Genomic DNA, 20,624 nt, shown 5'->3' on the forward strand with positions numbered 1-20,624 from the left:
GGATGGTCAGCCGGCCCACACGATGTCGAGGACGTACAGGTGCGGCGGCTGGGTAGTGCGGTTGATGACGTACAGGAGGCTGAGCTGCCCGACGGCGGCGCCGCGCAGGTCCGCTCCTTCGGGGTCGCTGGCGTCCCAGGCGGGCCAGTGCAGCGGTGCGCGGGCCGCGATGTCGAGGACGTCGGCGGCCAGTTCCTGGGCGACGGGATCGAGGGCGGCGAGGTAGCTGGAGGCGCGGGGGGAGAGGCGGACGGGCCATGTGCTGTCGCTCACCGGCGGGGGCCGATGACGTCTTCGAGGGCCACGCCGTCCGAGGTGTCGCAGCCGCCGGCGAGGAACGCGTCGACGACGGGGGCGGTGTCGAGGCGGCGCTGCCAGGTGGCGAGGGTGTCGTAGACGCGGCCGAGGTCGAGGGACTGCCGGGCACCTTCGAGGGCTTGGCTCCACTCGAGGTCGAACCATGGGAGCCAGCGGTCGGCACGCGCCTGATCGGTAATGCCGGCGATGCGGGCGCGCAGCTGCGCGGCGGCGGCCGGGGAGGGCGGGGGCGGGGTGGAGCCGACGGGCTGCGCGGTCATCGGGGGCCTCCTTGGGGCGCTGGGTTCCACGGTAGCGAGACGGGTGGCGGCCCCGCCGGTGTTCGGCGGGGCCGCGGTGCCCCGGGGGCGGGGTCAGCCAGTGAGGCGGACCGGCATCAGCAGGTACTGCAGGCCGCTGTCGGGGCCGCTGTCGGGGCTGCTGTCGGCGCGCAGCAGGGCGGGCTTGTGTGGGGTGGTGAAGGCGAAGCGGGTGGTCTCGTGGCCGATCGCGGTGAGGCCGTCCAGTAGGTATTGGGGGTTGAAGGCGATGTCGAACGTGGGCTGCTGGCCGGAGTGGTCGGTGTAGTTGGCGTCGGTGCCGTCGACTGCCTGCGCTTCGTCGCTCGTGCCGGCCTCAAGGGTGACGGCGCCTTGGGTGAAGCTGAAGCGGACGGGGGTGTTGCGTTCGGCGACCAGAGCGACGCGCTTGACGGCGCCGGCCAGGGCGTCGGTGTTGACGTCGGCGGTCACGGCGAACTCGGTGGGAAACAGGCTCTCGTAGTTCGGCAACGCGCCCTCCAGGCCGCGCAGGATGACGCGCGTGGTTTCGCCGATCAGGCCCGTGATGCCGTGGGATTCGTCCGGCAGGGACAGGAACAGCCGGACGTCGTCGGCCACGTCCTTGGCGGTCTCCAGCAGCCGTTTGGCGGGGAGCAGCGCCTGGCCGACGGCGCCGGGCTCGTTGGGCCTCCACTGCAGGGTGCGGACGGCGAAGCGGTAGCGGTCGGTGGCGGCGAAGGTGAGGGTGTTGCCGTCGACGGTCATCTGCACGCCGGTCAGGACGGGCAGGGTGTCGTCGCGGCTGGCAGCGATGGCGACTTGCGCGATTGCTGCGGCGAAGTCGGCGCTGGGGAGGCTGCCGGAGATCCCGGGGTCGTCGGGGAGCTGGGGGTATTCCTCCAGCGGGAGGGTGCGCAGGGTGAAGCGGGCGCTGCCCGACTCCAGGGTGACGAGGGTGTCGGTGGTGGTGACGTGGACGTCCTGGCGCAGGGTGCGGGCGATGTCGGCGAGGAGCCGGCCGGGCACCAGGACCGTGCCCGGGTCGGTGACGACGGCCGGGGCGTCGGCGTGGGTGCAGGTGTCGTAGTCGTAGCCGGTGACGGTGAGGGTGTTGCCGTCGGCGTGCAGCTTGAGGGCGGCCATCACCGGTACAGGCGGGCGGCCCGGCAGCGCGCGGCCGGCGGCGGTGACGGCGTCGGCCAGGGCGCGGGGGTTGACGATGAGCTTCATGCGGCGGGTCTCCTTCAGGCGTGGGCGCCGGCGGTCGTCTGGGTGATGTGGCTGCGCAGGTGGCTGTCGCGGCTGTACTCCAGCGCGGCCTTGGTGGTGCCGGTCTCGGTCCAGTCGCCGGCCGAGCACATGACGGTGTACGCGGCCCGGCCTGTACAGCCGGCTTCCTTGGGCTTGCCGGTGCTGGTCACCCTGTGGGTGCACACGGTCTGGTCGGCGTGGATAGGCCGGATGGTGGCGATGATGCGCATCGGATTCCTTACGGGAGCCGGGGGAGTGGGTGGGTGCCGCCGGTGTCTGCCGGGCTGACTGGGCGGGCAGGCACCGGCGGGTGGTCATCGGCTGCGGTGGGCGTTCTGCCATGCCTGGATGACTGCGGCGGGGATGATGCCGTGGTCGCCGACGGTGTGGCCGTTGAGGCGAGCCCACTGGCGGATCTCGTCACGCTGGGCCTTGGAGTAGGCGGCCGTGGGCGAGGGGGTCTTGCCGGTGGCGGCGCGCAGCTTGTCCTCGGCGGCGGCGAGTTGCTTGCGCAGGCGGGCGATCTCGGTCTCGGCCTCGGTGGCCACGGACTCGTTGCGGCGCAGGCGGGCGAGGTCGTTGAGTGCGGCGCGGGCCCGGTCGGCAAGAGCGCGGACCTTCTTGCTGTCGTGGCGGCGGCCCCATTCCAGGGCCTCGGCCATCTCCTTGCCGAGCGCGGTGAGGTCGGGCGTGCGGGTGATGCCGGCGGCCTCGGCTGCGGCGACGACCTCACCGAAACTCAGTCCGGTATCGGCCGCGACGGTGGCCGCGGGCATGTTGTTCTTGAGCATGGCGACGGCCAGGGCGACCGGGTCCTGGGTGCCGGGGCGGGTGGCGGTTGCGGTCATGACGTCTCCTCGGAGTCGGTGCCGTTGTCGGCGAACTGGCGGCGCAGGGCGCGACGCCGTTTGGGCGTGGTGGCCGCCCACACGCCGTCGGACGTCTCGGCGGGGTGGTCCAAGGCGTAGGCGAGGCACTGCGAGCGGATCGGGCAGGCCCGGCAGTGGTCGGCCGCCTCGCCCTGGTCCAGGGCGCTGGTGCTGAACCACAGCTCGGGATCGACGTCGGGGGCCCGGCAGGGTTCGGCGCCGGTCAGCGGCGGGTACGGGGCGAGGCGCACCGCGGCGGCGGTCACCGGATCTGCCCGATCCACGGGGCGCAGACGTCGATGGGCTGCCAGGACTCGAGCTGGTACAGGTGCAGTACGTCCAGCAGTAGTTCGTCGCTGTCGCCGATCGCGTCGCCGTCCAGGCAGGTGACGATCACGCGGGGCGGTTCGGTGAGCCGGTCACGGACGGCCAGCCGGTGGGCGGGGACGTCGCCCGGGTCGGTGTCGGGGTGACGGACCCAGACCTGGCCGGGGGCGGCGAGCAGCAGCGGGTCGGCGTCGGCCATCCGCTCGCACACCAGCCGGAACGCGACGTCGGCGGGCAGCGCGTCGGTGTGGGCGAGGTGGGCGGTGAGCTGGTGGACGAGCTGGGCGGCGGTTTCAGCGCCGAGGATGGTGTCCAGGCGGGGGGAGAGGTCAGTCATCAGCGGGGGTCCTTCCAGCGGGTGCCGCAACCGCGGCCGGGTCCAGGTGGGTGCCGCGGCGGCCCTGGCGGCGGCCGTTGACGCTCGGGGCGGGGGTGTCGTACGGCGCCCACAGGCGGGGGTGTCCGGTGTGCTTGGTGGCGTACATCGCGGTGTCGGCCGCCCGCAGCGCCTGTGCGAAGGCGGTGTGGTCGCGGGTGTGGGCGGCGCCGATGGACACCGCGACGGGCAGGTGTCGGGCTTCCCACGGCACGGGGCGGGTCAGGGTGTGCTGCAGGTTGGTCAGCGCGGTCAGGGTGGTGGCGGGTTGCAGGCGGGCGGCGGCAACGAATTCGTCGCCGCCGATGCGGCCGGCGATGCCGTGGTGTTGGCCGGTCCAGGTCTGCAGGCGGCGGCCGATCGCGGCCAGGACGGCGTCGCCGGCCCCGTGGCCGAACGCGTCGTTGGTGTCCTTGAAGAAGTCGAGGTCGGCGATCAGGAAGACCGACTCGGCGGGGTGGCGGTCGGCGAGCTGGGTGGCGCGGGTGGTGAATTCGTCGCGGGTGGGCAGGCCGGTGAGCGGGTCGCGGCGGGCGGCGGCGAGCTGGGTGCCGAGCCGGTGGTGGTCCAGGGCCCAGGCGGCGATCGTGGGCAGGGCGGTGGCGGTGATCAGGAGGAGTCGGCGCTGACGTACGGCGGTGGGAGCAAGGCCGACGGGAACGTTGCTCACGGCGATCACCGGACGATCATGTGGTGGGGGTGGCCGTTGACCATGTGGTCCACGCAGGGCCGGCAGTCCTCGCGGGGTGCGAGCCCCGCGTGCGCTTCCCGGCTGGCGTAGGCGTGGTACCAGCACTGCCGGCACTGGCCCTTCGGCGGATTCGACGCCGTCTTGTTCGCCATCACAACCACCTCCACTGAGCGTTCTTGGCGACCTTGTCGGCGGCGGTTGTGTCGGTGAACTGCTGCTTCTGCGCGGCGGTGATCAGGAGAAGCCGCCGCTGGCGTAAGGCGAAAGCGGGCATGATGGTGCCCTTCCTGTTCGCTGTACTGCGGGTGGGTGGGCCCGGGACGGCTGTGCGGTTGACGGCCAGGCGGCCGTCCCGGGGCGGAGCTACCAGCCGGGGCTGATGAGGGTGACGGCGCGGCGGACCTGGCAGTGCTGAGCCAGGGGCCGGCCGTGGCGGGCGGCGCGTTCGGCGGGGGAGTCGGCGAGCTGGCGGGCGCGCTGTTCCGCGACGCTGCCGCTGGCGCAGCCCTTGATGACGTAGCAGAGCTGGGTGTGGGTCTCGTCGTGGTCCTGGAGGACGAACGTCACCAGGTACGGGTCTCCGTTCATGTCCTCATCTCCTCTCGGTTGATGCGCCCGGCCGGCGGGATGGCAGCCGGGTAGGTGGTGCGGTCAGGGCTTGAGCCAGGACGGCAGGTCGAAGCTGTGGCGGTGGTCGAGTGGGGCGCCGTGGTTGATGTCACCGGGCCGCAGGCGCTGGGTGAGGTCGCGGGCCAGGGTGTCGGCGGCCTCCCAGGTGGAGCACCAGGCGCCGGAGCCCAGGCGGTTGACCTGGTGTTCGTTGACCAGGCGGCGGTGGCCGTGTGCGTCGTCCCAGCCGACCGACAAGGTCCGCCGTACGTGGTGGCCGGGGTCGGCGGGGCAGATGTAGTGGTGGACGCCGGCCACCACGCCGGGCGCGCTGGGGTGGGTGAAGCGGCGGGTGTAGATGCCGCTGACGTCGTCGCCGCTGCCGGACAGGTCGACATCGTTCACCGTCAAGGTGCCGGTCTCGGACCACACGTAGCGGTCGAGTCCGCTGAACTGGCGGAGCACAGTCCATAGCTGGCCGTCAGTGGGGGCGACTGCGGTGACCTGCCATACCTCGCCGGCCTGCTGGCCGGGGACGGCGGCGAGGCGGCGGCCGAAGCGCTGCACGGTCAGGTGCTGGCCCATGGTGAACAAGGGCTCGCAGCCGGGCAGGGTGTGAATGCCATGAACGGGGCCGGGGCTGCCGGCGGCGTGGACCACGGCGGCCAGACCCGCTGTGTGCAGGCCCGACAGGAGCTGGTGCAGGGCGGTCGGATCGGTGAGGAAGCCCTCGAGGACGGCGGGCATGCCCGCCTGGTAGGTGGTGGCCGCGCTCAGGTGGACTCGGGTCGGCAGGTAACCGGCGCGGCTGGACCATGCGAGTACCTGCCCGCACACCGCTTCGCGCTGGCTGACGTTCCGGTCGGCGTGCACGGTGCCGGTGGCGCCTTCGAGGTAGCGGGCGGTGAACTCCCGCATGGCGTCGAAGGTCTGGCTGCGGCCCATGAGGTGGTGGGCGCTCTGCGGGTCTCGGTGCAGCAGCATGACGGGCCTTTCCGGGCGGTGGTCGGGCGGGTCAGAGCTGCGCGGCGAGGTGCTCCAGGCCGCGCGCTTCGGCTTCGCGCCGGTCCACCAGGGCGTTGTAGTCGCGCTCTTCGCGGCGCGACCACCGGGTCACGCCGTAGGCGTGGTGGATGTCGCGGATGTGGAGCTCGCGGGCGCCGGGGGCGTTGAGCTGCACGGCGTGCACCAGCTCGTGCAGCACGGTGACGGCCAGCTCGTTGGCGGCTTCGGCCAGGGCGACGTTGATGATGATGTGGATGCCGCCGGCCGGGTTCAGGACCGTGATGCCGAACGCGCCGCGCGCACCGCGCCGTTGGCCGCGGGCCTGACGTGCCTTGGACAGCAGGCTCGCGCCGGGGGCGAACGCGGCGTCAGCGGCGGTGGCGAGGTGGGCCAGGCCGCGCTCGTGGGTGAGGGTCAGGCGCACCTGCGGCAACCGACCGCACCGGCCTTGCACGATGTCGGCGGCACGTTCGGCGAGGCGGGCGACGTCGCGCTGCAGGCGGCGCTGGCCGAACAAGCCGGTCTGGTGGGAGTCGACGGTGATCTGCATGGCGTTCTCCTGGGTCGGGAGCTGGCGGTGCAGGGCGTTATTCGCCGGCGGCGCGGGCGCGGGCGGCGGCGTTCAGCAGGGCGGCGTGGATCTGGGATTCGCGGCGGGTCAAGCCGTCGTTGAAACCGGGCACCGTGCGGGCGCCGGTGACCTGCAGCAGGTGGGCGTTGGCGCGGGCGGCGGTGTCCGGGGTGCCGGATCCGGTGCGCAGCAGGACGCGTTCGGCGCCCAGGACGCATACGGCGCCGCCCGGCGCCTGGCGGGTGAAGCGGGTCCAGCCGGCTGCGGTGATGTGCTGGCTGGTGGCGGTGAGGAAGTCGCTGGGCAGCATCGCCCGGCCGGCGGGGCGAGCCGGTGACGCCTGCCGGGTGCGGTCGGTGCCGAAGAACAGGTGCCAGCTGGTGACGATGATTTCGCGCAGGATCACGGCAGTGGCGTACACGGCGGCCTTGAGCAGCCACCAGGCGGCGCGGCCCGCCAGGCGGCCGCCGGCCTTCGCCAGGTGCGCAGTGCGGGAAGGGGTGCGGGGGTCGGGGGCGCTGGGGCCGGTGACGATCCCGGCCTGGGCGAGAAGGATGTCGAGGGTGGGCAGGACGACCGCCGGGCGGACCGGGGCGTCGGTCAGGGTGGGCGCCAGTTCCGCGGCAAGCGCGTCGGCGAACACCGCATCGACTGCGGCGGCCAGGGCGGCCTGGGACCAGAACGTGGTCGGCAGGGTCGTCGTCGTGGTCGTCATCGCTGCGGCACCCCGCCGACCGTGATGGCGGCCGCGGCGTCGGCCAGGATGGTGCGGGCCCGGTCGATGCGCTCGCCGACCTCGTTCTCCGCGTGGGCGGCGGCGTCGTCCAGCCAGTCCCCGGCCATGACGGCCTGCTCGGCATCCATGTCCACGTCCCGCACCGCGTCGGCCAGGGTGTCGAGGACGTTGTAGAGGGCGCGCAGTACGCCGATGTCGCGGTTGCGGTGATCGTGAATCAGGCGCAGGGCGTGCGCGAGGGCGGCCGGGTTGTCGGTGTCGGCGGCGGCCTGCAGGCGGTGCAGGTGGGTGAGGATTCCGGCGACGGCGGTGTCCATCTGCTGCGTGCGGGTCGGCAGGGTCGTCATGTCGGCTCCCCGGTTCAGACGGTCGCGATGAGCAGCGCGGCGATGAACAGGAACAGGTGGTGGAAGGACTGGTCCAGGGCGTAGGCGCCGGTGCCCAGGTGGGCTGCCGGGGTGCCCTGGGCCGTGACCGGGGCGGCGGGGTGGGCGCCGGTGCCGAGAGAGAAGAACTCGGTTTTGCCGGTCAGTTCGGCGAGGCGGGCCAGGGTGGTGCGGCGGTCGGCCCACCAGTGGCTGACGGCATCCAGGGCAAGGCCGGCGGTGAGGCCCAGGACCGTGACGTGCAGGTGAAGGGCGAGCACGGCGGCCGCCAGGGTGATGCCCTTGGTGAGGGTCAGGCCCAGGACGTGGCGTGCGTCGGCGAGGCGGCCGGGCCAGCCGGGCAGGCCCTTGGCCTGCGCCTGGTGGGAGGTCTGCACCCAGTGGTCACCCACGGAATGGGCGACGAACAGGGCGATGAACACGGCGCCGAAGACGGTTGCGGGCATGGCGGGGCCTTCCTGTGGCGGTGGGGCGGGAATCGTGGGGCCCGGGGGAGGCCGGCTGAGTTGGCGACCTGGCGGCCGCCCCCGGGGGGTGGGGCGAGAGCGGGTGAGCTACTTCGTGGCGGGAGGCTGCTTCTTCGCCGTCGTCTTCTTCACGGGCGGTGCGTAGCGCTGGACGGATTTGCGGATGTAGTCGCGGGTGAGGTCGAGGGCTTCGGCGATGTCGGCCTGGGCGCCGAAGTAGCCGGTGTCGAGTTCGGCGGCGATGCCGGTCCAGAACGTGCGCTCGGCTTCTTCCTTGGCCACATCGCGGATGATCAGGGCGGCGGCGACCCGGTCTTTGAGGGCTTTGCGGACTTCGGGTTCGGGGCGGGGGCTCATGGTGGTTGCTCCGTCGCGGATCGGGGAGGATGGGGTTTCCTCCTGCTCCGGTTGGAGCGGGGTCAAGGGGGCCCGGGGCGGCCGGCTGAGTTTGGCGACCTGGCGGCCGCCCCGGGGCGGATCTACAACTGGGCGTCGTGTGCGGGCACCAGGCCGTCGGCGTCGTAGGGGCCGGTGATGAGTTCCTCGTCGCCGAGGATCACCGCGACCTGCCGGACGTACTCGGAGCAGGCCCGCAGGTCTTCGGTCATCAGCTGGTCGGCGGTCGACACGAGGCCGGCAACCGGACCGGTGGTGACAAGTTCGCGATCCTGGTAGCGGTCGGCGAGTTCACCCAGGAGCAGGTGGACCTCGCGCAGCAGGCAGGAGTCCTGCAGCATCTCGAACGCCTTGCCTTCCTGCCGGACGCCGCGCTGCACGGTGTCGCGCAGCTGGCCGACCGACAGGGCCGCGCGCCATGCCCAGTCAGCGTCGTCGTCGGCGATCTCGCACGGGTCGGGGTTGGCGTCCGGGTTGGTGATTTCGGCGGCCGCGGCCATGAGCAGGTGCAGGACCAGGGCGCAGCTCACCAGGGCGATGGGCATCGTGATGGCGATCTGGGTGTCGGTGGCGCGGGTGAACCAGTGCGGGCCGAGGTGCAGGTAGCTGTTGGCCTGGGTGAGGATGCCGGCTGCGACGCCGATGCCAAGGACGGGGGTGGACGCCCGGTCCAGGAGGCTGGTCAGGGTACGGCGTAAGCCGGCGAGGCGGCGGCTGTCGAGGTGGTTCGTGCGGGTCATGGGCTGCTCCGTGGTCGGGGACCGGTGGTGCGGGGTGAGAGGGGCCCGGGGCGGCCGGCTGAGTGTGGCGACCTGGCGGCCGCCCCGGGGCGGATTCAGCGGGTGTCGATGCGGCCGGAGACGCTGCGGGTGCGGACGTCCAGGTGGGTGGCGGCGCGGGTAGTGATGGAACCGGAGACCGTGCGGGCGGCAACCGAGCCGCTGGCGATCGGGGTGGCGGTCATCCGGATGGCGCCGGAGACGGAGTTGGCGGTGAAGCTGCTGCCGCTGTAGGCGCCGATCTCGACGGCGCCGGAGACGCTGGTGACCGCGACGGAGGACTCGACCGAGTCGACGTCGATGGAACCGCTGGTGGTGTTGGCGGTCAGGCGCCGCACGCCCTTGGCCTCCACGCTGCCGCTGACCGTCTGCACGTCCAGGTCGTTCAGATCGCCGGAACGGACCCGTAGGCCGGCGCTGGTGGTCGTGAGGCGGAGGCTGGAGTGGGGCGGCAGCGTCACGTCCACGGTGAGGGTGCCGGTGCGGCCGGTGCCGGTGACGACCGTGCCGGTCGCCGCGATCACCCGGCCGTTCTCGATGACCTTCTTGCCGCCCATGTAGACGTCGTTGCCGATCATCTGCATGCCCACGCCGACGTTGTCGACGGACACCACGTTCATGCCGAAGCCCCCGTTGAACTGGAAGTTGCTGCCGCCGATCTGGACGGTGCCGCTACTGCCGGGGATCTGGGGGACGGTGACCTTCAGCCAGGCGTTCGCGTCGCGGGTGAACTCGGTGCTGGTGATGGCGCGGATCGCTTCGGCGGCCGGGCCTTCGTCGTCGTCGGTGGCGACGGTGACGACGGCCTGGGTGACGGCCGGGTCGACGGTGACGCGGACGGTGCCGGCCTGAACGGATAAGTCGAGGCTGATGGGTCCGGCCTGCTCTGCGGTGATCTTCATCTGAGTGGACACGGGATCTCCTGGTTGAGGAAGTTCGGGAAGGTGTCGGGTTGCTCCGACACCTCAATAATGCAGACTAAAAGTCTGCCTGTCTACAACCGGCATACTTTTTGTTTGCCTATTTGCATCGGTGCAGGTCACCCCGTGGGCGAGGGGGATGGTTCGGTCTTGCGGGGCGTGCCGGGCGCGGTTGTCCGGTGCGGTGACGGCGATCGGGTGGTGGCGCCGGGCGTGGGGGAGGGGGCCGGGGTGCTGCCGTGGGTGCTGGAGAGCTGCAGGCCAATCAGGAGGCCGACCACTCCCCACACGACCGTCTTGTAGCGGGCCCACCAGGTGGGTGGTTCCGGCGTGGTGACCACGTATTTGACGCCCAAGGGGGAGTCCTTCCAATGGGGGATCAGGGGGAGAAGTGGCCGAGCATCGCGGCGAGCTTGGCCAGGAAGGTGGTGATCGAGGGCCCCCAGGAGGAGCTGGCGGCGTAGAAGCCGAGCAGGGCGCTGGCCAGCGCGTGAGGGGGCCGCAGGCCGAACTTGCGGATCAGCAGGGCCACGAGCGCGAGCAGCAGCACGATTGCGGAGATGGACAGCACGGCGGGATCCCCTTCGGTCAGTCGGAGGTGGTCGGGGCGGCGTCGCCGCTGATGGTGTTGTTGACCACCGAGTTGTTGGCGCCGTGAATGCGCACGGTGGACTGCACCCGGCCGGTGGTGCGGCCGGCGCTGGTGACGCCGGTGTGTGCCGTGCTGCCGGGCTGGGTGCCGCGGTCGGCCGATGCGGCGACCTGGCGGCGGATCTCGTCGTCGTGCGGGGTGGTCGGGTGGTTGATGACCGAACCGGTGATGCTCTGGCCGTCGCCGACGACGGCGATGCCGTAGTTCTGGACCTTGGCCGGGTTGCCGCGCCGCGGCTTGGTGGCCTTGGCGCCACGCCGGTCGGTGGGCGCGACCGGCGTGGCGGCACCGCCCGGGTTGCACACCGAGCACGGCACCCGCTGCTCGTGCAGGCGGGAGTCCAAGGTGTGCCAACCGCCACGGCAACCACCGGCGCAGCGCGGCTTGCGCGGCTTGGCCGACGGTGCGCATTCGGTGCAGTTGACGGTGGTGCCGGGGATCTGGCCGGCGCCTTGGCATACCGCGCACGTGGTGGTGCGCGAGGCCTTCGCCGGAGCGGCGGCGGTGGCGGTGGCGGGTGCCGCCTTGGGGGTCGGTGCGGGGGAGGCGCCGGACTGCCAGGCCCAGGCGGTGCGCAACGCGGCGGCAACCGGAGTGAAGGCGGCGTTGCGGGCCTTCTTCTTCGCGGTGCGCAGCGGGCGGCGGATCGCGGCCTTGACCTTGGCCTTGGCGCGTCGTTTGACCTGCCGGGAGACGTAGCGGGCGCCGGCGGCGATGTCGTGGGCGTAGTCGATGGGCGGCGGGTCTTCCTGCCCGAATCCGGCGTCGGTGATCCACAGCAGGGCGGGGTTGGGGTCGGCGTAGGACAGCAGCCGGGAGTAGGTGATGAAGTGCTGGCGGTCGATGCGCGGCTCGTCGAAGGCATGGCCGGCGGGGCAGGCGACGCGCACGAGCGGGTCGGCGGCCTCATCGAGGGTGAAGGTCAGGTGGGTGTCGCTCTGGCAGATCAGGCAGGCCACGGGGACCGGCAGCCACTGGATCCGGTAGGTGTGGGCCGGGTCCTGCTCGAGGTAGCGGAATCGGCGCTCGCAGGTGATCCGGTGGTACCCGGAGGCCGGATCGGAGGGCCTGAACGACACGGAACGCATAACGGACTCCAAGGATCTTTCGGGCGGAACTGGGGATGGAACGGCATGGAACCGCAGGTCAGCGGGGTGGAACGGGCCCGGAACCCCGGTCCGGGGGCGGAACGCGTTCCGGTCGGGGCGGGGGGTTCCGGCCCGGTTCCGGACCGGTTCCACCCCGCTGACCTGCACGTTCCAACCCGTTCCGGTGCCGCTCAGGCGGTCGGGGTGCTCTCCCCGGTGATCACCTTGAGGTCCTTGAGGCGGTAGCCGCGGGGCAGCTTCGCGCTGTACTTCTCCAGCGCCCAGCTCTGCCCGGACGGGGCCAGGACGGCGGTCACCGCCTGGCGCAGCTCCCCGACCCGGGCGGCCACCCGCTGCTCCTGGTCGTCGCCGTCGAACTGCTCCAGGCCCCACCGCTCAGCGTCGACCTGGCCGAGTGCGTGGGCCAGTTCCTCCGGGGCGAGTCCGGCCGGCTCCTTGCCGTCCGCGTCCTGGGCGTCGGCGAAGATCTGCCGGATGGTGGTGATCAGCTGCGGGACGGTGTCCTCGTCTTCCGGGCCGGCGGTGGCCAGCCGGTCCTGGCTGGCCGCCATCAGGTCTTCCAGCCGGATCGGGCTGAACGCGGCGGACTCCGCGTCGAGGTCGACCAGGCCGGCGTCCGCGCGCTCGATGCCTCGCCGCAGCAGTTCGTCCTCGGAGGCGTAGCAGGCGCGGTAGGGGATCGGTTCGCAGTAGTCGCCGCCGGCCATGACGTACGCGACGGAGGCGTCGTTGATCTGGTTGCCCATGGCGGGCAGCAGTCGGTCCGGGCGCCAGCCTTCGGCCATCGCGCCGCCGCCGAGGATCTGCACGACGTCGTCGGTGTCGCAGGCCCCCAGTACCTGGACGGGCAGTTCGGTCAGCCAGGTGTTGTCCTTGATCTTCTCCTTGGTGACGCCCTGCCCGGCGATGACGATCGTGACGTCGCTCTTCGCCGAGGTGATCGCCAGTTCGGCGAGCATGCCGTCCAGGTCCCAGCCGACCATCCGCTTGGTTTCCTCGTCGTAATAGCCCTTGCGGCTTTCACGGACCAGCGCGGGGAATTCATCGACGACGATTTTGATACCGGGGCGTGTGCGGGAGGTCGCCCAGTTCTTGCCCATGCCGAGCCGCTCGAAGAAGGCGGGGCGGCCCTTGCCGATGTCCAGGGCCCACTGCAGGACGCGCTGCGCGTCGCGGGGCTTGGTGGCCACCACGTGCATGGCGCGGCGCAGGCCGCTGAATCCGGAGCCGGCACTGCCGAGGTCGATGCCGATGATGATCTGGTCCTCGGTGACGGTGAGCACGTCCAGGATGGCGCACAGGATCGTGGACTTGCCGGACCTGCTCTTGCCGACGACGTTGACGTTGGTGCGGCACATCGGCAGAGCCAGCGGCCGGCCGGACATGTCGCCGCCGAACTGGGCGGTGTGGAGCGCGTCCGTGGTCAGGGAGTGCGGGGCGCGGTGGGGGAGTTCGGGGACGGCCTGCCACGGGTTCGGGCCGGGCACCCGGATCACGCATTCGTTGCGGGAGGCTGCGGACTGCTGGAGCAGGATGCTGCCGGTGCGTACGCCGGGCAGGCAGGCTTCCAGCAGCTTCAGGCCGTCGCTGATCTTCTCGGGCGTCATGCGCTCCAGCCACACGTGGATCTCGAATCCCCAGGGCTGCGGGTCGACCCGCAGCGCGGCCAGGTTCATCTTGAGGTCCTCGGTCAGGGCCTGGCGGAACATCGCCTCGAACATCCGCGGGGTCATGCCGATCTCGAACTGCTGCGGGATGCCGGCCTCGACCTGCTCCAGGCGCGCCAGCTGCTCCTCGGTCAGTTCCACGTCGCGGCCGAACCAGGAGGCGGCACCGAGGTTCAGGGCCAGGGCGCCGAGCAGCCCCCACACACCCGAGTAGCCGTAGGCGGCCAGGTCGACGCCGCCGGCCGTGCCGTACACGGACGCGGCACGGGCCAGGACGATGTTGCGGGCGTGCTTCTTCGCGGCGGCCGCGATGGTCACGGACTGGTTCGCGGCCATCTGGGCCTGCTGCGCTGCGGTCTGCTTGGTCTTGCGGTCCAGGATCGCCACGCTCGCCCGGCGCGCGGCCCGGTTGGCCTCCGCCGTGGTGGCCAGCGCCAGCTGCAGGTCCGAGCGCGCCTTCATCCCCTCGATACCGCGAACCCAGACGTGGGCCCGGCGCGTGCCGCGGACGGCGCGCTGGACTACGCCGTGGGCGCTGCGCTGTCGGGCCACCCAGCGGCGCAGCTGGCGCCGCGACTGGCGGCGCAGGAACGCGTACCGGGCCCGGCGGCCTTCGCGGGTGAGCAGCGCCGGGTGGATCCAGGGGGCGTCACCCTCCGGGTCGGCGCGGGTCTCCCACGCATCGGCGGTGATGACAGTGCCCTCAAGCGGTGCGCCGGACGCGGCGGCCGGTGCGGGGTCGGTCGGGGTGGTGGGCGGTGCGGTGGGCTTGGTGAAGTCGACCGGCGGCGCGCTGTCGGTGACGTCGGGGTCGTCCAGATCGGGGCCGTCGGTGAAGGGGAGCCGGGTCACGGTCGCCAAGGTCGCGATCGTGTCGGGGGCCGCGGCGTCCAGGAGGTCGCGCAGCTGGTCGGCGTGGCGCACCAGGACCTGGCGGGCCTTGGGGCCGTTGCGGGGGCCGACGACCTTCATCGTGTGCAGCCGGTCCAACAGCGCGAGGGCGGTGTCGAAGGAGATCTTCAGCTCGCGCTGCAGCATCGAGGGGGAGCCGAACTGGGTGGCGACCACGAGTTCGGCCGCCTGGCGCACTACGGCGGGGGCAAGCTGCCCGGTGGGGCTGGTCTGGGTCTGATCGGTCATTCTGAACGCACTCCTTGGTTCGGTCTTGTGCCGGGAGGAGCGGGGCCGGTCCCGCCTGGCAGCTATGGCCGGCCCCGCGTTCGTGCTGTTCGGTGGATCAGGCGGCGGTTGCGTAGCCGTCGTCGGGGGAGCAGATGTTGCAGGCGCCCAGGCGCCGGGAGATCTCGTACTCGCGCTCGGTGTGGCACAGCCGGCAGATGCGTCGGGCGCGCAGCGCGCCGTGCACGGACGCCCACCTGGCGGGCGTCATCGGGCGGACCGGTTTGGCGTCCGCGATCAGGAACAGGTAGGCGGCCTCGGTCTTGCGGCGGCGCGAGCGCCACAGCACCTGACCGGCAATCGGTTGTCCGCCCGGCCGCAGTCCCAGGGCCCGCAGTTGGCGGCGCGTCGCGTACTCCTGCGGCGCCATCCGAAACGGCCAGGTGGGCAGGCCGTAGCGGTCGCCGTCCGGGTCGAAGAACTTCGCGTAGGCGGCCATCAGGCGCTCCGCTCGGTGCGCACCACGTGCAGTCCGCCGTGCTTCTTCGCCGCGGTGATGCGGTCGTAGCACCACGTCCGGCCGGGCACCTTCGGCTTCTTGGTGACCGTCCGGCGGCGCTCGACAACTTCGGTCGCGACGTCCTTCGCGGACGGTTCACGGCCAGCCCGCAGTTCGTCCGCAATCCACGCCTCGATGGCGCTGTTCTCGTTCGCGTCGAACGCCTTCGCGGTCTCCGCCGCCGCCTTGCGGGCACCTGGCGACAGGGTCCGCACGGCAGGCCCCTTACGCGTGGCGCGGGGCCGCGCGGGCGCCTTTTCGCGCGTACGTGCGAGCGGGGGGACGGACGGGGTGATCTGCGGAGATACCGTCAGAAGTCCCCCGCCCCCGGATGCCTCCAGCGCGGCCGTGGCGGACGCTGCGTCCGTGCCTGTGGGGAGGGTTACCACCCCGGCGGCGGACACCTTCCAGGCCGCACCCCCGGCGTCCTGGGCCGACTCGGCGGACGGCTTCCCGGACGCTTCCATGCGGCGGGTGCGGGCGGTGTGCAGGTGTCCGAGGATCGTGGCGAGCCGGTCCTCCGCCTCCACCCGCAGCCCCAGCAGATCAGCGGACAGCAGCGTCAACAGGTCACCGGTCAGGGCCTGTTCGCCGGCGCCCTCGTGGACGGCCCATGCGGCGGTCCATGCGTCCGGCATCGACAGCTCGCTGCGGCCGGCGATCGCCCGCAGCTGCTTCGCGGTCTGCCACACCTGCGGGTACTGCCGGGAGCGGGCCCGGCGGTCGAAGAACGCGTCGCGGCGAGCCTTGCGGGCCGCCTTCGCCTTCGCCTTGGCCGCGCGGTGGCGGCCCATCTGGATCAGCTGCCACAGGGCGATCGGCACGATGCTGGACGCGGCCAGCACCACCCCGACCTGGAACCCGTACTCCTTGCCGCCGATCTGGAGGCCGTGCCCGTAGTTGACCGACCCGGCCAGCGACGCGAACAGCCAGACCGCAACCCGGTAGGGCCACGTCGCCCGGCCGGCTTCCGCCGCCTTGGCCTCGGCGGCGGTCGCGGCCCACGCGCTGGCCTCCAGCATCACCGGCAGCAGCGCCACCATCCACGGGTCCAGGCCCATGAGCTTGAGGCTGGAGCCCTGGGAGATCAGCGCGGGGATGATGCTGCACGCCATCACCACCAGCGCCGCCACCAAATCCAGGTGCTGCGACACGAACCCGGGCGCGGCCTTGAGCGCGGCGTTGCGGCGCTCCCGCCGCTCTGCCTTCGCCTTGGCCTTGACGCGGGCCTTCTCCTTCGCGGCCGCAGCCGCCACCTGGCGCTCGCGCTCCACCCGCTCGGCGTGCTGCCGGGACTTCAGCTCCTGGGCCAGGCGCTGCCGCTCGGCGGCCGCGGCCTTGTCCGCCCGGTCCTGCTCCCGCTCGGCCGCATCCGTCTCGGCCTGCAGCCGCTGCCGCTCCAGGTTCGCGGTCAGCACCAACTGCTCACGCTGCAGCTGCGCCTCCCCCGCCTGGCGGCGGTCCTCACGGTCCTGCTCCCGCCGCATGCTCTCGGCGTCGCGCCGGGCCTGCCGGAAGTCGGTGGTGCTCATCGGGTGCCTCCAGCGGTGGCCGGCGAGGACGGCGCGTAGTGGATCAGCGCAGCAACCAGGGTGATGACAGCCGCCAGGGCAACACGCGTGTAGACGGGGGCGGAAAGGCCCGCCAGCCACGATCCGCCGGCGACCGCGAGAGGAATCTGCAGCCAGCCCAGCGCCGCCAGCCCCCGGGTCAGCGCCACCCGGGCATCCGTCACCAGGTCGACGCCCCGGGAGTCCGCGACCGTGAGGCCCAGCAGCGGCAAGGCCAGCAGCACGCGCTGCCACCAGCAGGTCTGCAACCCCAGCGTCCAGGCCAGACCCGACGCGACCAGGCCGGTGACCAGCCACACCGTCACCACCGCCTGCAGCCGCAGCCGGGAAATCTTCGTTGTCGTCGGCGTTGCCGTCGCCGTGCCGTCGGCGCTCATGCCGCGACCGCCGCGAACTCGGGGGCCGGCGCGCTGATGGGCGGGAGAACCTGGAGGTGGCGGACCGGGCCGAAGACCGGGTCCGCCGTCTCGATGACGGCCGGCTCCTCGAGGACCTCGCGGTACAAGGCGGCAACCAGCCGGGCCGCCGCCTTGCCCTCCTCGTCTCCCTCGTCCAGGCCGAGCAGCACATCGGCCAGGAACTCCAGGCGCGCCTGCCGCTGCGCCACGGTCTCGACCGGGCACTCCAGCCACTCCACCGCCCGCACCCCGGTCAGGGACGACAACCTGGCGAGGGTCTCCACCTGCACCAGACCGGTGCGCTGGGAACGTGCCGGGATACCTGCAAAAATCGTGTTCACGGGTCGTTTCTCCTCTTAGTGGGACGGCCTGTGCGCGGCTCCCCGGACCTCTGCCAAGAACATCCGGGGAGCCGTTTCGAACAGCAAGAACTGACGAGGCAGACCCCATCGTTGATGTGGTCTCCATTGCCTAGACAATGCTTGACGGGTTTGATGTTGGCACTCGTCTCGATCTCCGTCAAGGGCGGCGGGCAGATCAATCGAGCAGATGTTTCCGTGCGGAACCGATCACCTTGCGTTAGGAGCTACGTACTACGTGCCTCCTGGAATCAGTAGAGCCCCAAAGGGTGCGAGGCGTCAAGGTGCCACGTAGCACCTGTGGGGTAGGGTGGATTTATGACCACTCCAGGCCGCAGCCAGTACCGGCACACCGCAGACCAAATCCGAGCCGCGATAGAGCAGGGCGAGTACGCCCGGGGCTCAGCGCTACCTCGCGAAGATGAGCTCGCCGACACCTACGGGGTCGACAGGAGCACGGTCAATCGGGCTTTGCGGGTGTTGACCACTGAAGGTCTGGTTCGACCGATTCGAGGCAGGGGGACGTTCGTGACACCCATCGCGCCTATCAGGCGAAATGCCGTGCTGAGGTACTCCACCGCCGCCCGTGAGCGCGCCGGGGGACGTGGCGCCTTTGATACCGAGATCAAGGCCATGGGCCTGACGCCACGGACGGCTACGACCATCGAGAGCGGGGAAACGCCGGCCAAGGCCGCCGAACTGCTCGGCACCCAGGAGACCATCGCTCGCGTGCGTCGGATGTACGCCGACGACATCCCCGTCCAGCTCGCGACTAGCTACATCCCAGCCGAGATCGCGACGGGTACCGCCTTGGCCGAAGTCGATTCCGGGCAGGGAGGGATCATCAGTCGATTCACAGAGCTGGGTCACGCTCAGGTTCGGATCACTGAGCGGCTTACCGTGCGAACCCCCTCGGCCGAAGAGACCCAGGTCCTCGATCTCTCCGAAGATCACCGGGTCTACGAGGTCCTGCACACCGGATGGACAGCCGAGAATCGCGCAGTCGAGGTCTGCTTCCACGTCATGCCGGTGCACCTGTGGGAGCTCGACTACGAGTGGGCCGTAGACGCTACGTGACCAGTGGATTCAAGGGTCGGCGCCCGGACGGCCGCAGATCGTCTGGGAGACAAGATCGAACCAGCATGACCCCATTGCCTAGACAATGACGATCTTAGGCGGTACACATAGCTCATGACGATCCCGATCTACCAACGCGTGGCGGATGACCTCCGCGGTCGCATTGTCGATGGCTCCTTGCCGCCGGGCGGCCAGCTGCCTACCGAGGCGGAGCTTCGGGCGACGTACGACACCACCCGCGAGACGGTGCGACGCGGTCTGGCCCTGCTGATCAACGAAGGGCTCATCGTCAGTCGGCGCCCCAAGGGGTACTTCGTCCGCGCGTGGACGCCGATGGTCTACCGGCCGCAGAGCGAGTTCAAGAGGCGACCGCCCCAAGTAGACGTCTTCACCCAGCTCATCGCTGATGAGGGCAACGGCCGGGAGGCTACGCAGGACATCGGGGTGGAGATCGTCCAGCCGACCGCAGCGGTACGCGATCGTCTCCAGACCAAGGAAGGCGAGCTGGTCGCGGTCCGTCGCCGAACCCGGCGCATCGACGGCGACGCCTACAACCTGAACGACTCCTATGTCCCGCTCGCGCTGGTGCAGCACAGCGACTGGATGAACCCCGCCGACGTGCCGCGCGGTACGAACGCCGTCCTCGCTGAACTCGGCCGCGAGCTGGTGCGCGCCCTAGACGAGATCTACATCCGGATGCCACGACCCGACGAGACCACCCGGCTACAGCTCGGCCCGGGTACCCCGGTAGCCGAGCACATCGTGACCACGTACGCGGCAGACGGCGCGCCCGTTCAAGTGACGATCAATATCGTCCCGGGGGATCGTCACGTGATCGTGTACGAGCGGGTGAAGGACGCTGCCACGGCTGAGGAGCCGCGCATCCCCTGGGGTGCCCAGTGATCCTCGTCCCGGCCGAGGAGGCCGATCTGCCCAGGTTGCTGAAGTTCCGGACCGACTCGGCTGAGTGGCTTGGGGCCCAGGGGCTCGACCAATGGGCGAAGCCTTTCCCTGCCGCACACATCCTGGGCAGCATCCGAGCCGGGGAGGTCTACCTCATCAAGGAGGACCTCCGGGCCGACGCGACCGCGACGATCACCCTCGACCGTGACGCCGATGACCGGTTGTGGACTGCGGAGGAGCGGGCCGAGCCCGCGCTGTACGTCCACAAGTTGACCGTCGATCGGAATGCTGCGGGCAGCGGTGTCGGTGCCCGCATCCTCGATTGGGCCGGCGACCAGGCCGCACGGCGGAGCTGCAGATGGCTCCGGCTCGATGCCTGGACGACCAACCCCAAATTGCACGCGTACTACCTCCACCAGGGATTTCAGCACGTCCGGACATCAACCGATCCCAGTGTGGTGTCCGGGTGGGCAGCCCAGCGTCCGGCTGATCGCGTGGCCACGGAGTTCGATGACGAGCCACTGACGGGGGCCACTGCCCAACTGCCGGGCGCGCCATCTGACACGGCACTTACCAAGCAAGAGGAGAATGCCCCGCATGAACTTTGATCTCGCTCCATAAAACGAAAGCCGCCCCTGTGTGACCAGGAGCGGCTGACGCCAATGCATGACTCCCCGCCGGCAAGCTTCGGAGTCGTGGTCAGTGCGGTGACCGACCTTGGTGCCTGGACCGAGGTCCTTGTGGTCACCTACCCAACAGGATAGACGTCCACAACAGGTGATGCCCAGCAGGTGCTGGCGTCCAGTGGTACGCGTCACGTTGATCATCTGATCCACGGCCCCCCGTAAAAAGGGACCGTACGTGTCAAAGCAGCACAACGCAGCAGGTCAGCCGCCCGGCTGGCCGCACGAAAGATTTTCAAACTTCTCCGCCGCGATGGTCACGCGGGACGGCTTTCTCACACCTCTACTGACCATGAGGAAGAACCGTCGCCCCCGACCCGGCGCCGCCGCACTGCTCCAGGAGCAGGCCGCCGCGCCCGGCATCCCTAACAGCGCCCCTTACTCCGGGGCCGCTCTGTCCCGCCCGGCCGAAATCGGCGGACCGTATCCACAGGCCCATCGCCAAAAGATCAGCGGCATGCCCACCTGCCGGAACACCCCGCCCTCCACTGGCGCCGCTCTGTCCACAGGCGCCGCTGGCACCAGCGAAATCTATGCACAGGCAAATCGGCTGATGATCTGCGGCA

At 71.0% G+C, this 20,624-nt stretch carries 31 protein-coding genes and 1 pseudogene; 5 read left to right on the top strand and 27 right to left on the bottom strand.

Going from position 1 to position 20,624, the window contains the following annotated elements; translation table 11 throughout:
- Positions 1–6: 6 nt before the first annotated feature.
- From O3W51_RS41745 to O3W51_RS41875, 27 genes are all read right to left on the bottom strand, one after another.
- Entirely contained in the window at positions 7–273 is a 267-nt protein-coding gene (locus tag O3W51_RS41745) for a hypothetical protein (protein WP_269288987.1), read from the bottom strand.
- A complete protein-coding gene (locus O3W51_RS41750; RefSeq protein ID WP_269288988.1) occupies positions 270–578 on the bottom strand; it encodes a DUF6247 family protein in 309 nt (102 codons plus the stop codon). Before O3W51_RS41750 ends, O3W51_RS41745 begins: the two co-directional genes overlap by 4 nt.
- A 93-nt stretch (positions 579–671) precedes the next feature.
- The gene (gene dnaN, locus O3W51_RS41755; protein ID WP_269288991.1) at positions 672–1,808 is read right to left on the bottom strand and encodes a DNA polymerase III subunit beta; all 1,137 of its coding nucleotides are present in this window, start codon (positions 1,806–1,808) and stop codon (positions 672–674) included.
- Between the two features lie 14 nt (positions 1,809–1,822).
- Positions 1,823–2,059 (bottom strand): hypothetical protein, encoded by a 237-nt coding sequence (locus O3W51_RS41760; RefSeq protein WP_269288992.1) that lies wholly within the window; start codon positions 2,057–2,059, stop codon positions 1,823–1,825.
- 84 nt (positions 2,060–2,143) lie between these two features.
- Positions 2,144–2,677 (bottom strand): Lsr2 family DNA-binding protein, encoded by a 534-nt coding sequence (locus O3W51_RS41765; RefSeq protein WP_269288994.1) that lies wholly within the window; start codon positions 2,675–2,677, stop codon positions 2,144–2,146.
- Positions 2,674–2,964, bottom strand: coding sequence for a WhiB family transcriptional regulator (locus tag O3W51_RS41770; protein ID WP_269288995.1), 291 nt, complete (start codon positions 2,962–2,964; stop codon positions 2,674–2,676). The genes O3W51_RS41765 and O3W51_RS41770 overlap by 4 nt, the downstream gene beginning before the upstream one ends.
- Entirely contained in the window at positions 2,961–3,362 is a 402-nt protein-coding gene (locus O3W51_RS41775) for a hypothetical protein (RefSeq protein WP_269288996.1), read from the bottom strand. The genes O3W51_RS41770 and O3W51_RS41775 overlap by 4 nt, the downstream gene beginning before the upstream one ends.
- Positions 3,355–4,080, bottom strand: a complete 726-nt coding sequence (locus tag O3W51_RS41780; RefSeq protein WP_269288998.1) for a GGDEF domain-containing protein — start codon at positions 4,078–4,080, stop codon at positions 3,355–3,357. The genes O3W51_RS41775 and O3W51_RS41780 overlap by 8 nt, the downstream gene beginning before the upstream one ends.
- The gene (locus O3W51_RS41785) at positions 4,077–4,244 is read right to left on the bottom strand and encodes a pRL2-8 (protein WP_269288999.1); all 168 of its coding nucleotides are present in this window, start codon (positions 4,242–4,244) and stop codon (positions 4,077–4,079) included. The genes O3W51_RS41780 and O3W51_RS41785 overlap by 4 nt, the downstream gene beginning before the upstream one ends.
- Entirely contained in the window at positions 4,244–4,366 is a 123-nt protein-coding gene (locus O3W51_RS41790) for a hypothetical protein (RefSeq protein WP_269289000.1), read from the bottom strand. Before O3W51_RS41790 ends, O3W51_RS41785 begins: the two co-directional genes overlap by 1 nt.
- A gap of 89 nt (positions 4,367–4,455) precedes the next feature.
- Positions 4,456–4,680: a hypothetical protein gene (locus O3W51_RS41795; RefSeq protein WP_269289001.1), complete on the bottom strand. Its 225-nt coding sequence runs from the start codon at positions 4,678–4,680 to the stop codon at positions 4,456–4,458.
- A gap of 63 nt (positions 4,681–4,743) precedes the next feature.
- A complete protein-coding gene (locus O3W51_RS41800; protein ID WP_269289002.1) occupies positions 4,744–5,685 on the bottom strand; it encodes a hypothetical protein in 942 nt (313 codons plus the stop codon).
- 31 nt (positions 5,686–5,716) lie between these two features.
- Positions 5,717–6,256, bottom strand: coding sequence for a hypothetical protein (locus O3W51_RS41805; RefSeq protein WP_269289003.1), 540 nt, complete (start codon positions 6,254–6,256; stop codon positions 5,717–5,719).
- Positions 6,257–6,293: 37 nt separating this feature from the next.
- Entirely contained in the window at positions 6,294–6,992 is a 699-nt protein-coding gene (locus O3W51_RS41810; protein ID WP_269289005.1) for a DUF6197 family protein, read from the bottom strand.
- Entirely contained in the window at positions 6,989–7,360 is a 372-nt protein-coding gene (locus tag O3W51_RS41815) for a hypothetical protein (protein ID WP_269289007.1), read from the bottom strand. The genes O3W51_RS41810 and O3W51_RS41815 overlap by 4 nt, the downstream gene beginning before the upstream one ends.
- Before the next feature lie 14 nt (positions 7,361–7,374).
- Positions 7,375–7,845, bottom strand: a complete 471-nt coding sequence (locus tag O3W51_RS41820) for a DUF3307 domain-containing protein (protein ID WP_269289009.1) — start codon at positions 7,843–7,845, stop codon at positions 7,375–7,377.
- 108 nt (positions 7,846–7,953) lie between these two features.
- Complete coding sequence (locus tag O3W51_RS41825; RefSeq protein WP_269289010.1) at positions 7,954–8,223, bottom strand: hypothetical protein; 270 nt, start codon at positions 8,221–8,223, stop codon at positions 7,954–7,956.
- Positions 8,224–8,345: 122 nt separating this feature from the next.
- Positions 8,346–9,002: a hypothetical protein gene (locus O3W51_RS41830; RefSeq protein WP_269289011.1), complete on the bottom strand. Its 657-nt coding sequence runs from the start codon at positions 9,000–9,002 to the stop codon at positions 8,346–8,348.
- A 95-nt stretch (positions 9,003–9,097) separates the two neighbouring features.
- Positions 9,098–9,955, bottom strand: coding sequence for a DUF4097 family beta strand repeat-containing protein (locus O3W51_RS41835; protein ID WP_269289013.1), 858 nt, complete (start codon positions 9,953–9,955; stop codon positions 9,098–9,100).
- A 125-nt stretch (positions 9,956–10,080) separates the two neighbouring features.
- Positions 10,081–10,317, bottom strand: coding sequence for a hypothetical protein (locus O3W51_RS41840; protein ID WP_269289014.1), 237 nt, complete (start codon positions 10,315–10,317; stop codon positions 10,081–10,083).
- A gap of 23 nt (positions 10,318–10,340) precedes the next feature.
- Positions 10,341–10,532 carry a hypothetical protein gene (locus O3W51_RS41845; protein WP_269289016.1) on the bottom strand — a complete coding sequence of 64 codons (192 nt, stop codon included), beginning with the start codon at positions 10,530–10,532 and terminating at the stop codon, positions 10,341–10,343.
- Between the two features lie 17 nt (positions 10,533–10,549).
- Positions 10,550–11,701: a hypothetical protein gene (locus tag O3W51_RS41850; protein WP_269289017.1), complete on the bottom strand. Its 1,152-nt coding sequence runs from the start codon at positions 11,699–11,701 to the stop codon at positions 10,550–10,552.
- 191 nt (positions 11,702–11,892) lie between these two features.
- Positions 11,893–14,529: a DNA translocase FtsK gene (locus O3W51_RS41855; protein WP_269289018.1), complete on the bottom strand. Its 2,637-nt coding sequence runs from the start codon at positions 14,527–14,529 to the stop codon at positions 11,893–11,895.
- 97 nt (positions 14,530–14,626) lie between these two features.
- Positions 14,627–15,007 (bottom strand): RRQRL motif-containing zinc-binding protein, encoded by a 381-nt coding sequence (locus O3W51_RS41860; RefSeq protein WP_269289020.1) that lies wholly within the window; start codon positions 15,005–15,007, stop codon positions 14,627–14,629.
- On the bottom strand, positions 15,007–16,599 hold the full coding sequence (locus tag O3W51_RS41865) for a DUF2637 domain-containing protein (protein ID WP_269289022.1): 1,593 nt from the start codon (positions 16,597–16,599) through the stop codon (positions 15,007–15,009). Before O3W51_RS41865 ends, O3W51_RS41860 begins: the two co-directional genes overlap by 1 nt.
- Positions 16,596–17,015: a hypothetical protein gene (locus O3W51_RS41870; RefSeq protein ID WP_269289024.1), complete on the bottom strand. Its 420-nt coding sequence runs from the start codon at positions 17,013–17,015 to the stop codon at positions 16,596–16,598. The genes O3W51_RS41865 and O3W51_RS41870 overlap by 4 nt, the downstream gene beginning before the upstream one ends.
- Positions 17,012–17,377, bottom strand: a complete 366-nt coding sequence (locus O3W51_RS41875) for a hypothetical protein (RefSeq protein ID WP_269289025.1) — start codon at positions 17,375–17,377, stop codon at positions 17,012–17,014. Before O3W51_RS41875 ends, O3W51_RS41870 begins: the two co-directional genes overlap by 4 nt.
- Before the next feature lie 336 nt (positions 17,378–17,713).
- Between O3W51_RS41875 and O3W51_RS49120 the strand changes: the two are divergent.
- From O3W51_RS49120 to O3W51_RS41895, 5 genes and pseudogenes are all read left to right on the top strand, one after another.
- Positions 17,714–17,914, top strand: a pseudogene (locus tag O3W51_RS49120) (GntR family transcriptional regulator); the annotation flags it as partial.
- A gap of 9 nt (positions 17,915–17,923) precedes the next feature.
- On the top strand, positions 17,924–18,472 hold the full coding sequence (locus O3W51_RS41880) for a UTRA domain-containing protein (RefSeq protein WP_269289026.1): 549 nt from the start codon (positions 17,924–17,926) through the stop codon (positions 18,470–18,472).
- Between the two features lie 114 nt (positions 18,473–18,586).
- Positions 18,587–19,375 carry a GntR family transcriptional regulator gene (locus tag O3W51_RS41885; protein WP_269289027.1) on the top strand — a complete coding sequence of 263 codons (789 nt, stop codon included), beginning with the start codon at positions 18,587–18,589 and terminating at the stop codon, positions 19,373–19,375.
- Complete coding sequence (locus O3W51_RS41890) at positions 19,372–19,983, top strand: GNAT family N-acetyltransferase (RefSeq protein ID WP_269289028.1); 612 nt, start codon at positions 19,372–19,374, stop codon at positions 19,981–19,983. The genes O3W51_RS41885 and O3W51_RS41890 overlap by 4 nt, the downstream gene beginning before the upstream one ends.
- A gap of 253 nt (positions 19,984–20,236) precedes the next feature.
- A partial coding sequence (locus O3W51_RS41895; RefSeq protein WP_269289030.1) for a hypothetical protein occupies positions 20,237–20,624 on the top strand: 388 nt, incomplete at its 3' end.

Source organism: Streptomyces sp. H39-C1 (assembly GCF_027158125.1).
Taxonomy (GTDB): Bacteria; Actinomycetota; Actinomycetes; order Streptomycetales; family Streptomycetaceae; genus Actinacidiphila; species Actinacidiphila fildesensis.

Excerpts from the sequence above, each read along its gene's own strand:
- dnaN (WP_269288991.1), bottom strand. The coding sequence starts at position 1,808 with ATGAAGCTCATCGTCAACCCCCGCGCCCTGGCCGACGCCGTCACCGCC.
- O3W51_RS41830 (WP_269289011.1), bottom strand. The coding sequence starts at position 9,002 with ATGACCCGCACGAACCACCTCGACAGCCGCCGCCTCGCCGGCTTACGC.
- O3W51_RS41815 (WP_269289007.1), bottom strand. The coding sequence starts at position 7,360 with ATGACGACCCTGCCGACCCGCACGCAGCAGATGGACACCGCCGTCGCC.
- O3W51_RS41855 (WP_269289018.1), bottom strand. The coding sequence starts at position 14,529 with ATGACCGATCAGACCCAGACCAGCCCCACCGGGCAGCTTGCCCCCGCC.
- O3W51_RS41860 (WP_269289020.1), bottom strand. The coding sequence starts at position 15,007 with ATGGCCGCCTACGCGAAGTTCTTCGACCCGGACGGCGACCGCTACGGC.
- O3W51_RS41795 (WP_269289001.1), bottom strand. The coding sequence starts at position 4,680 with ATGAACGGAGACCCGTACCTGGTGACGTTCGTCCTCCAGGACCACGAC.
- O3W51_RS41870 (WP_269289024.1), bottom strand. The coding sequence starts at position 17,015 with ATGAGCGCCGACGGCACGGCGACGGCAACGCCGACGACAACGAAGATT.
- O3W51_RS41790 (WP_269289000.1), bottom strand. The coding sequence starts at position 4,366 with ATGCCCGCTTTCGCCTTACGCCAGCGGCGGCTTCTCCTGATCACCGCC.
- O3W51_RS41800 (WP_269289002.1), bottom strand. The coding sequence starts at position 5,685 with ATGCTGCTGCACCGAGACCCGCAGAGCGCCCACCACCTCATGGGCCGC.
- O3W51_RS41775 (WP_269288996.1), bottom strand. The coding sequence starts at position 3,362 with ATGACTGACCTCTCCCCCCGCCTGGACACCATCCTCGGCGCTGAAACC.
- O3W51_RS41810 (WP_269289005.1), bottom strand. The coding sequence starts at position 6,992 with ATGACGACCACGACGACGACCCTGCCGACCACGTTCTGGTCCCAGGCC.
- O3W51_RS41785 (WP_269288999.1), bottom strand. The coding sequence starts at position 4,244 with ATGGCGAACAAGACGGCGTCGAATCCGCCGAAGGGCCAGTGCCGGCAG.
- O3W51_RS41760 (WP_269288992.1), bottom strand. The coding sequence starts at position 2,059 with ATGCGCATCATCGCCACCATCCGGCCTATCCACGCCGACCAGACCGTG.
- O3W51_RS41850 (WP_269289017.1), bottom strand. The coding sequence starts at position 11,701 with ATGCGTTCCGTGTCGTTCAGGCCCTCCGATCCGGCCTCCGGGTACCAC.
- O3W51_RS41865 (WP_269289022.1), bottom strand. The coding sequence starts at position 16,599 with ATGAGCACCACCGACTTCCGGCAGGCCCGGCGCGACGCCGAGAGCATG.
- O3W51_RS41820 (WP_269289009.1), bottom strand. The coding sequence starts at position 7,845 with ATGCCCGCAACCGTCTTCGGCGCCGTGTTCATCGCCCTGTTCGTCGCC.
- O3W51_RS41765 (WP_269288994.1), bottom strand. The coding sequence starts at position 2,677 with ATGACCGCAACCGCCACCCGCCCCGGCACCCAGGACCCGGTCGCCCTG.
- O3W51_RS41885 (WP_269289027.1), top strand. The coding sequence starts at position 18,587 with ATGACGATCCCGATCTACCAACGCGTGGCGGATGACCTCCGCGGTCGC.
- O3W51_RS41825 (WP_269289010.1), bottom strand. The coding sequence starts at position 8,223 with ATGAGCCCCCGCCCCGAACCCGAAGTCCGCAAAGCCCTCAAAGACCGG.
- O3W51_RS41805 (WP_269289003.1), bottom strand. The coding sequence starts at position 6,256 with ATGCAGATCACCGTCGACTCCCACCAGACCGGCTTGTTCGGCCAGCGC.
- O3W51_RS41750 (WP_269288988.1), bottom strand. The coding sequence starts at position 578 with ATGACCGCGCAGCCCGTCGGCTCCACCCCGCCCCCGCCCTCCCCGGCC.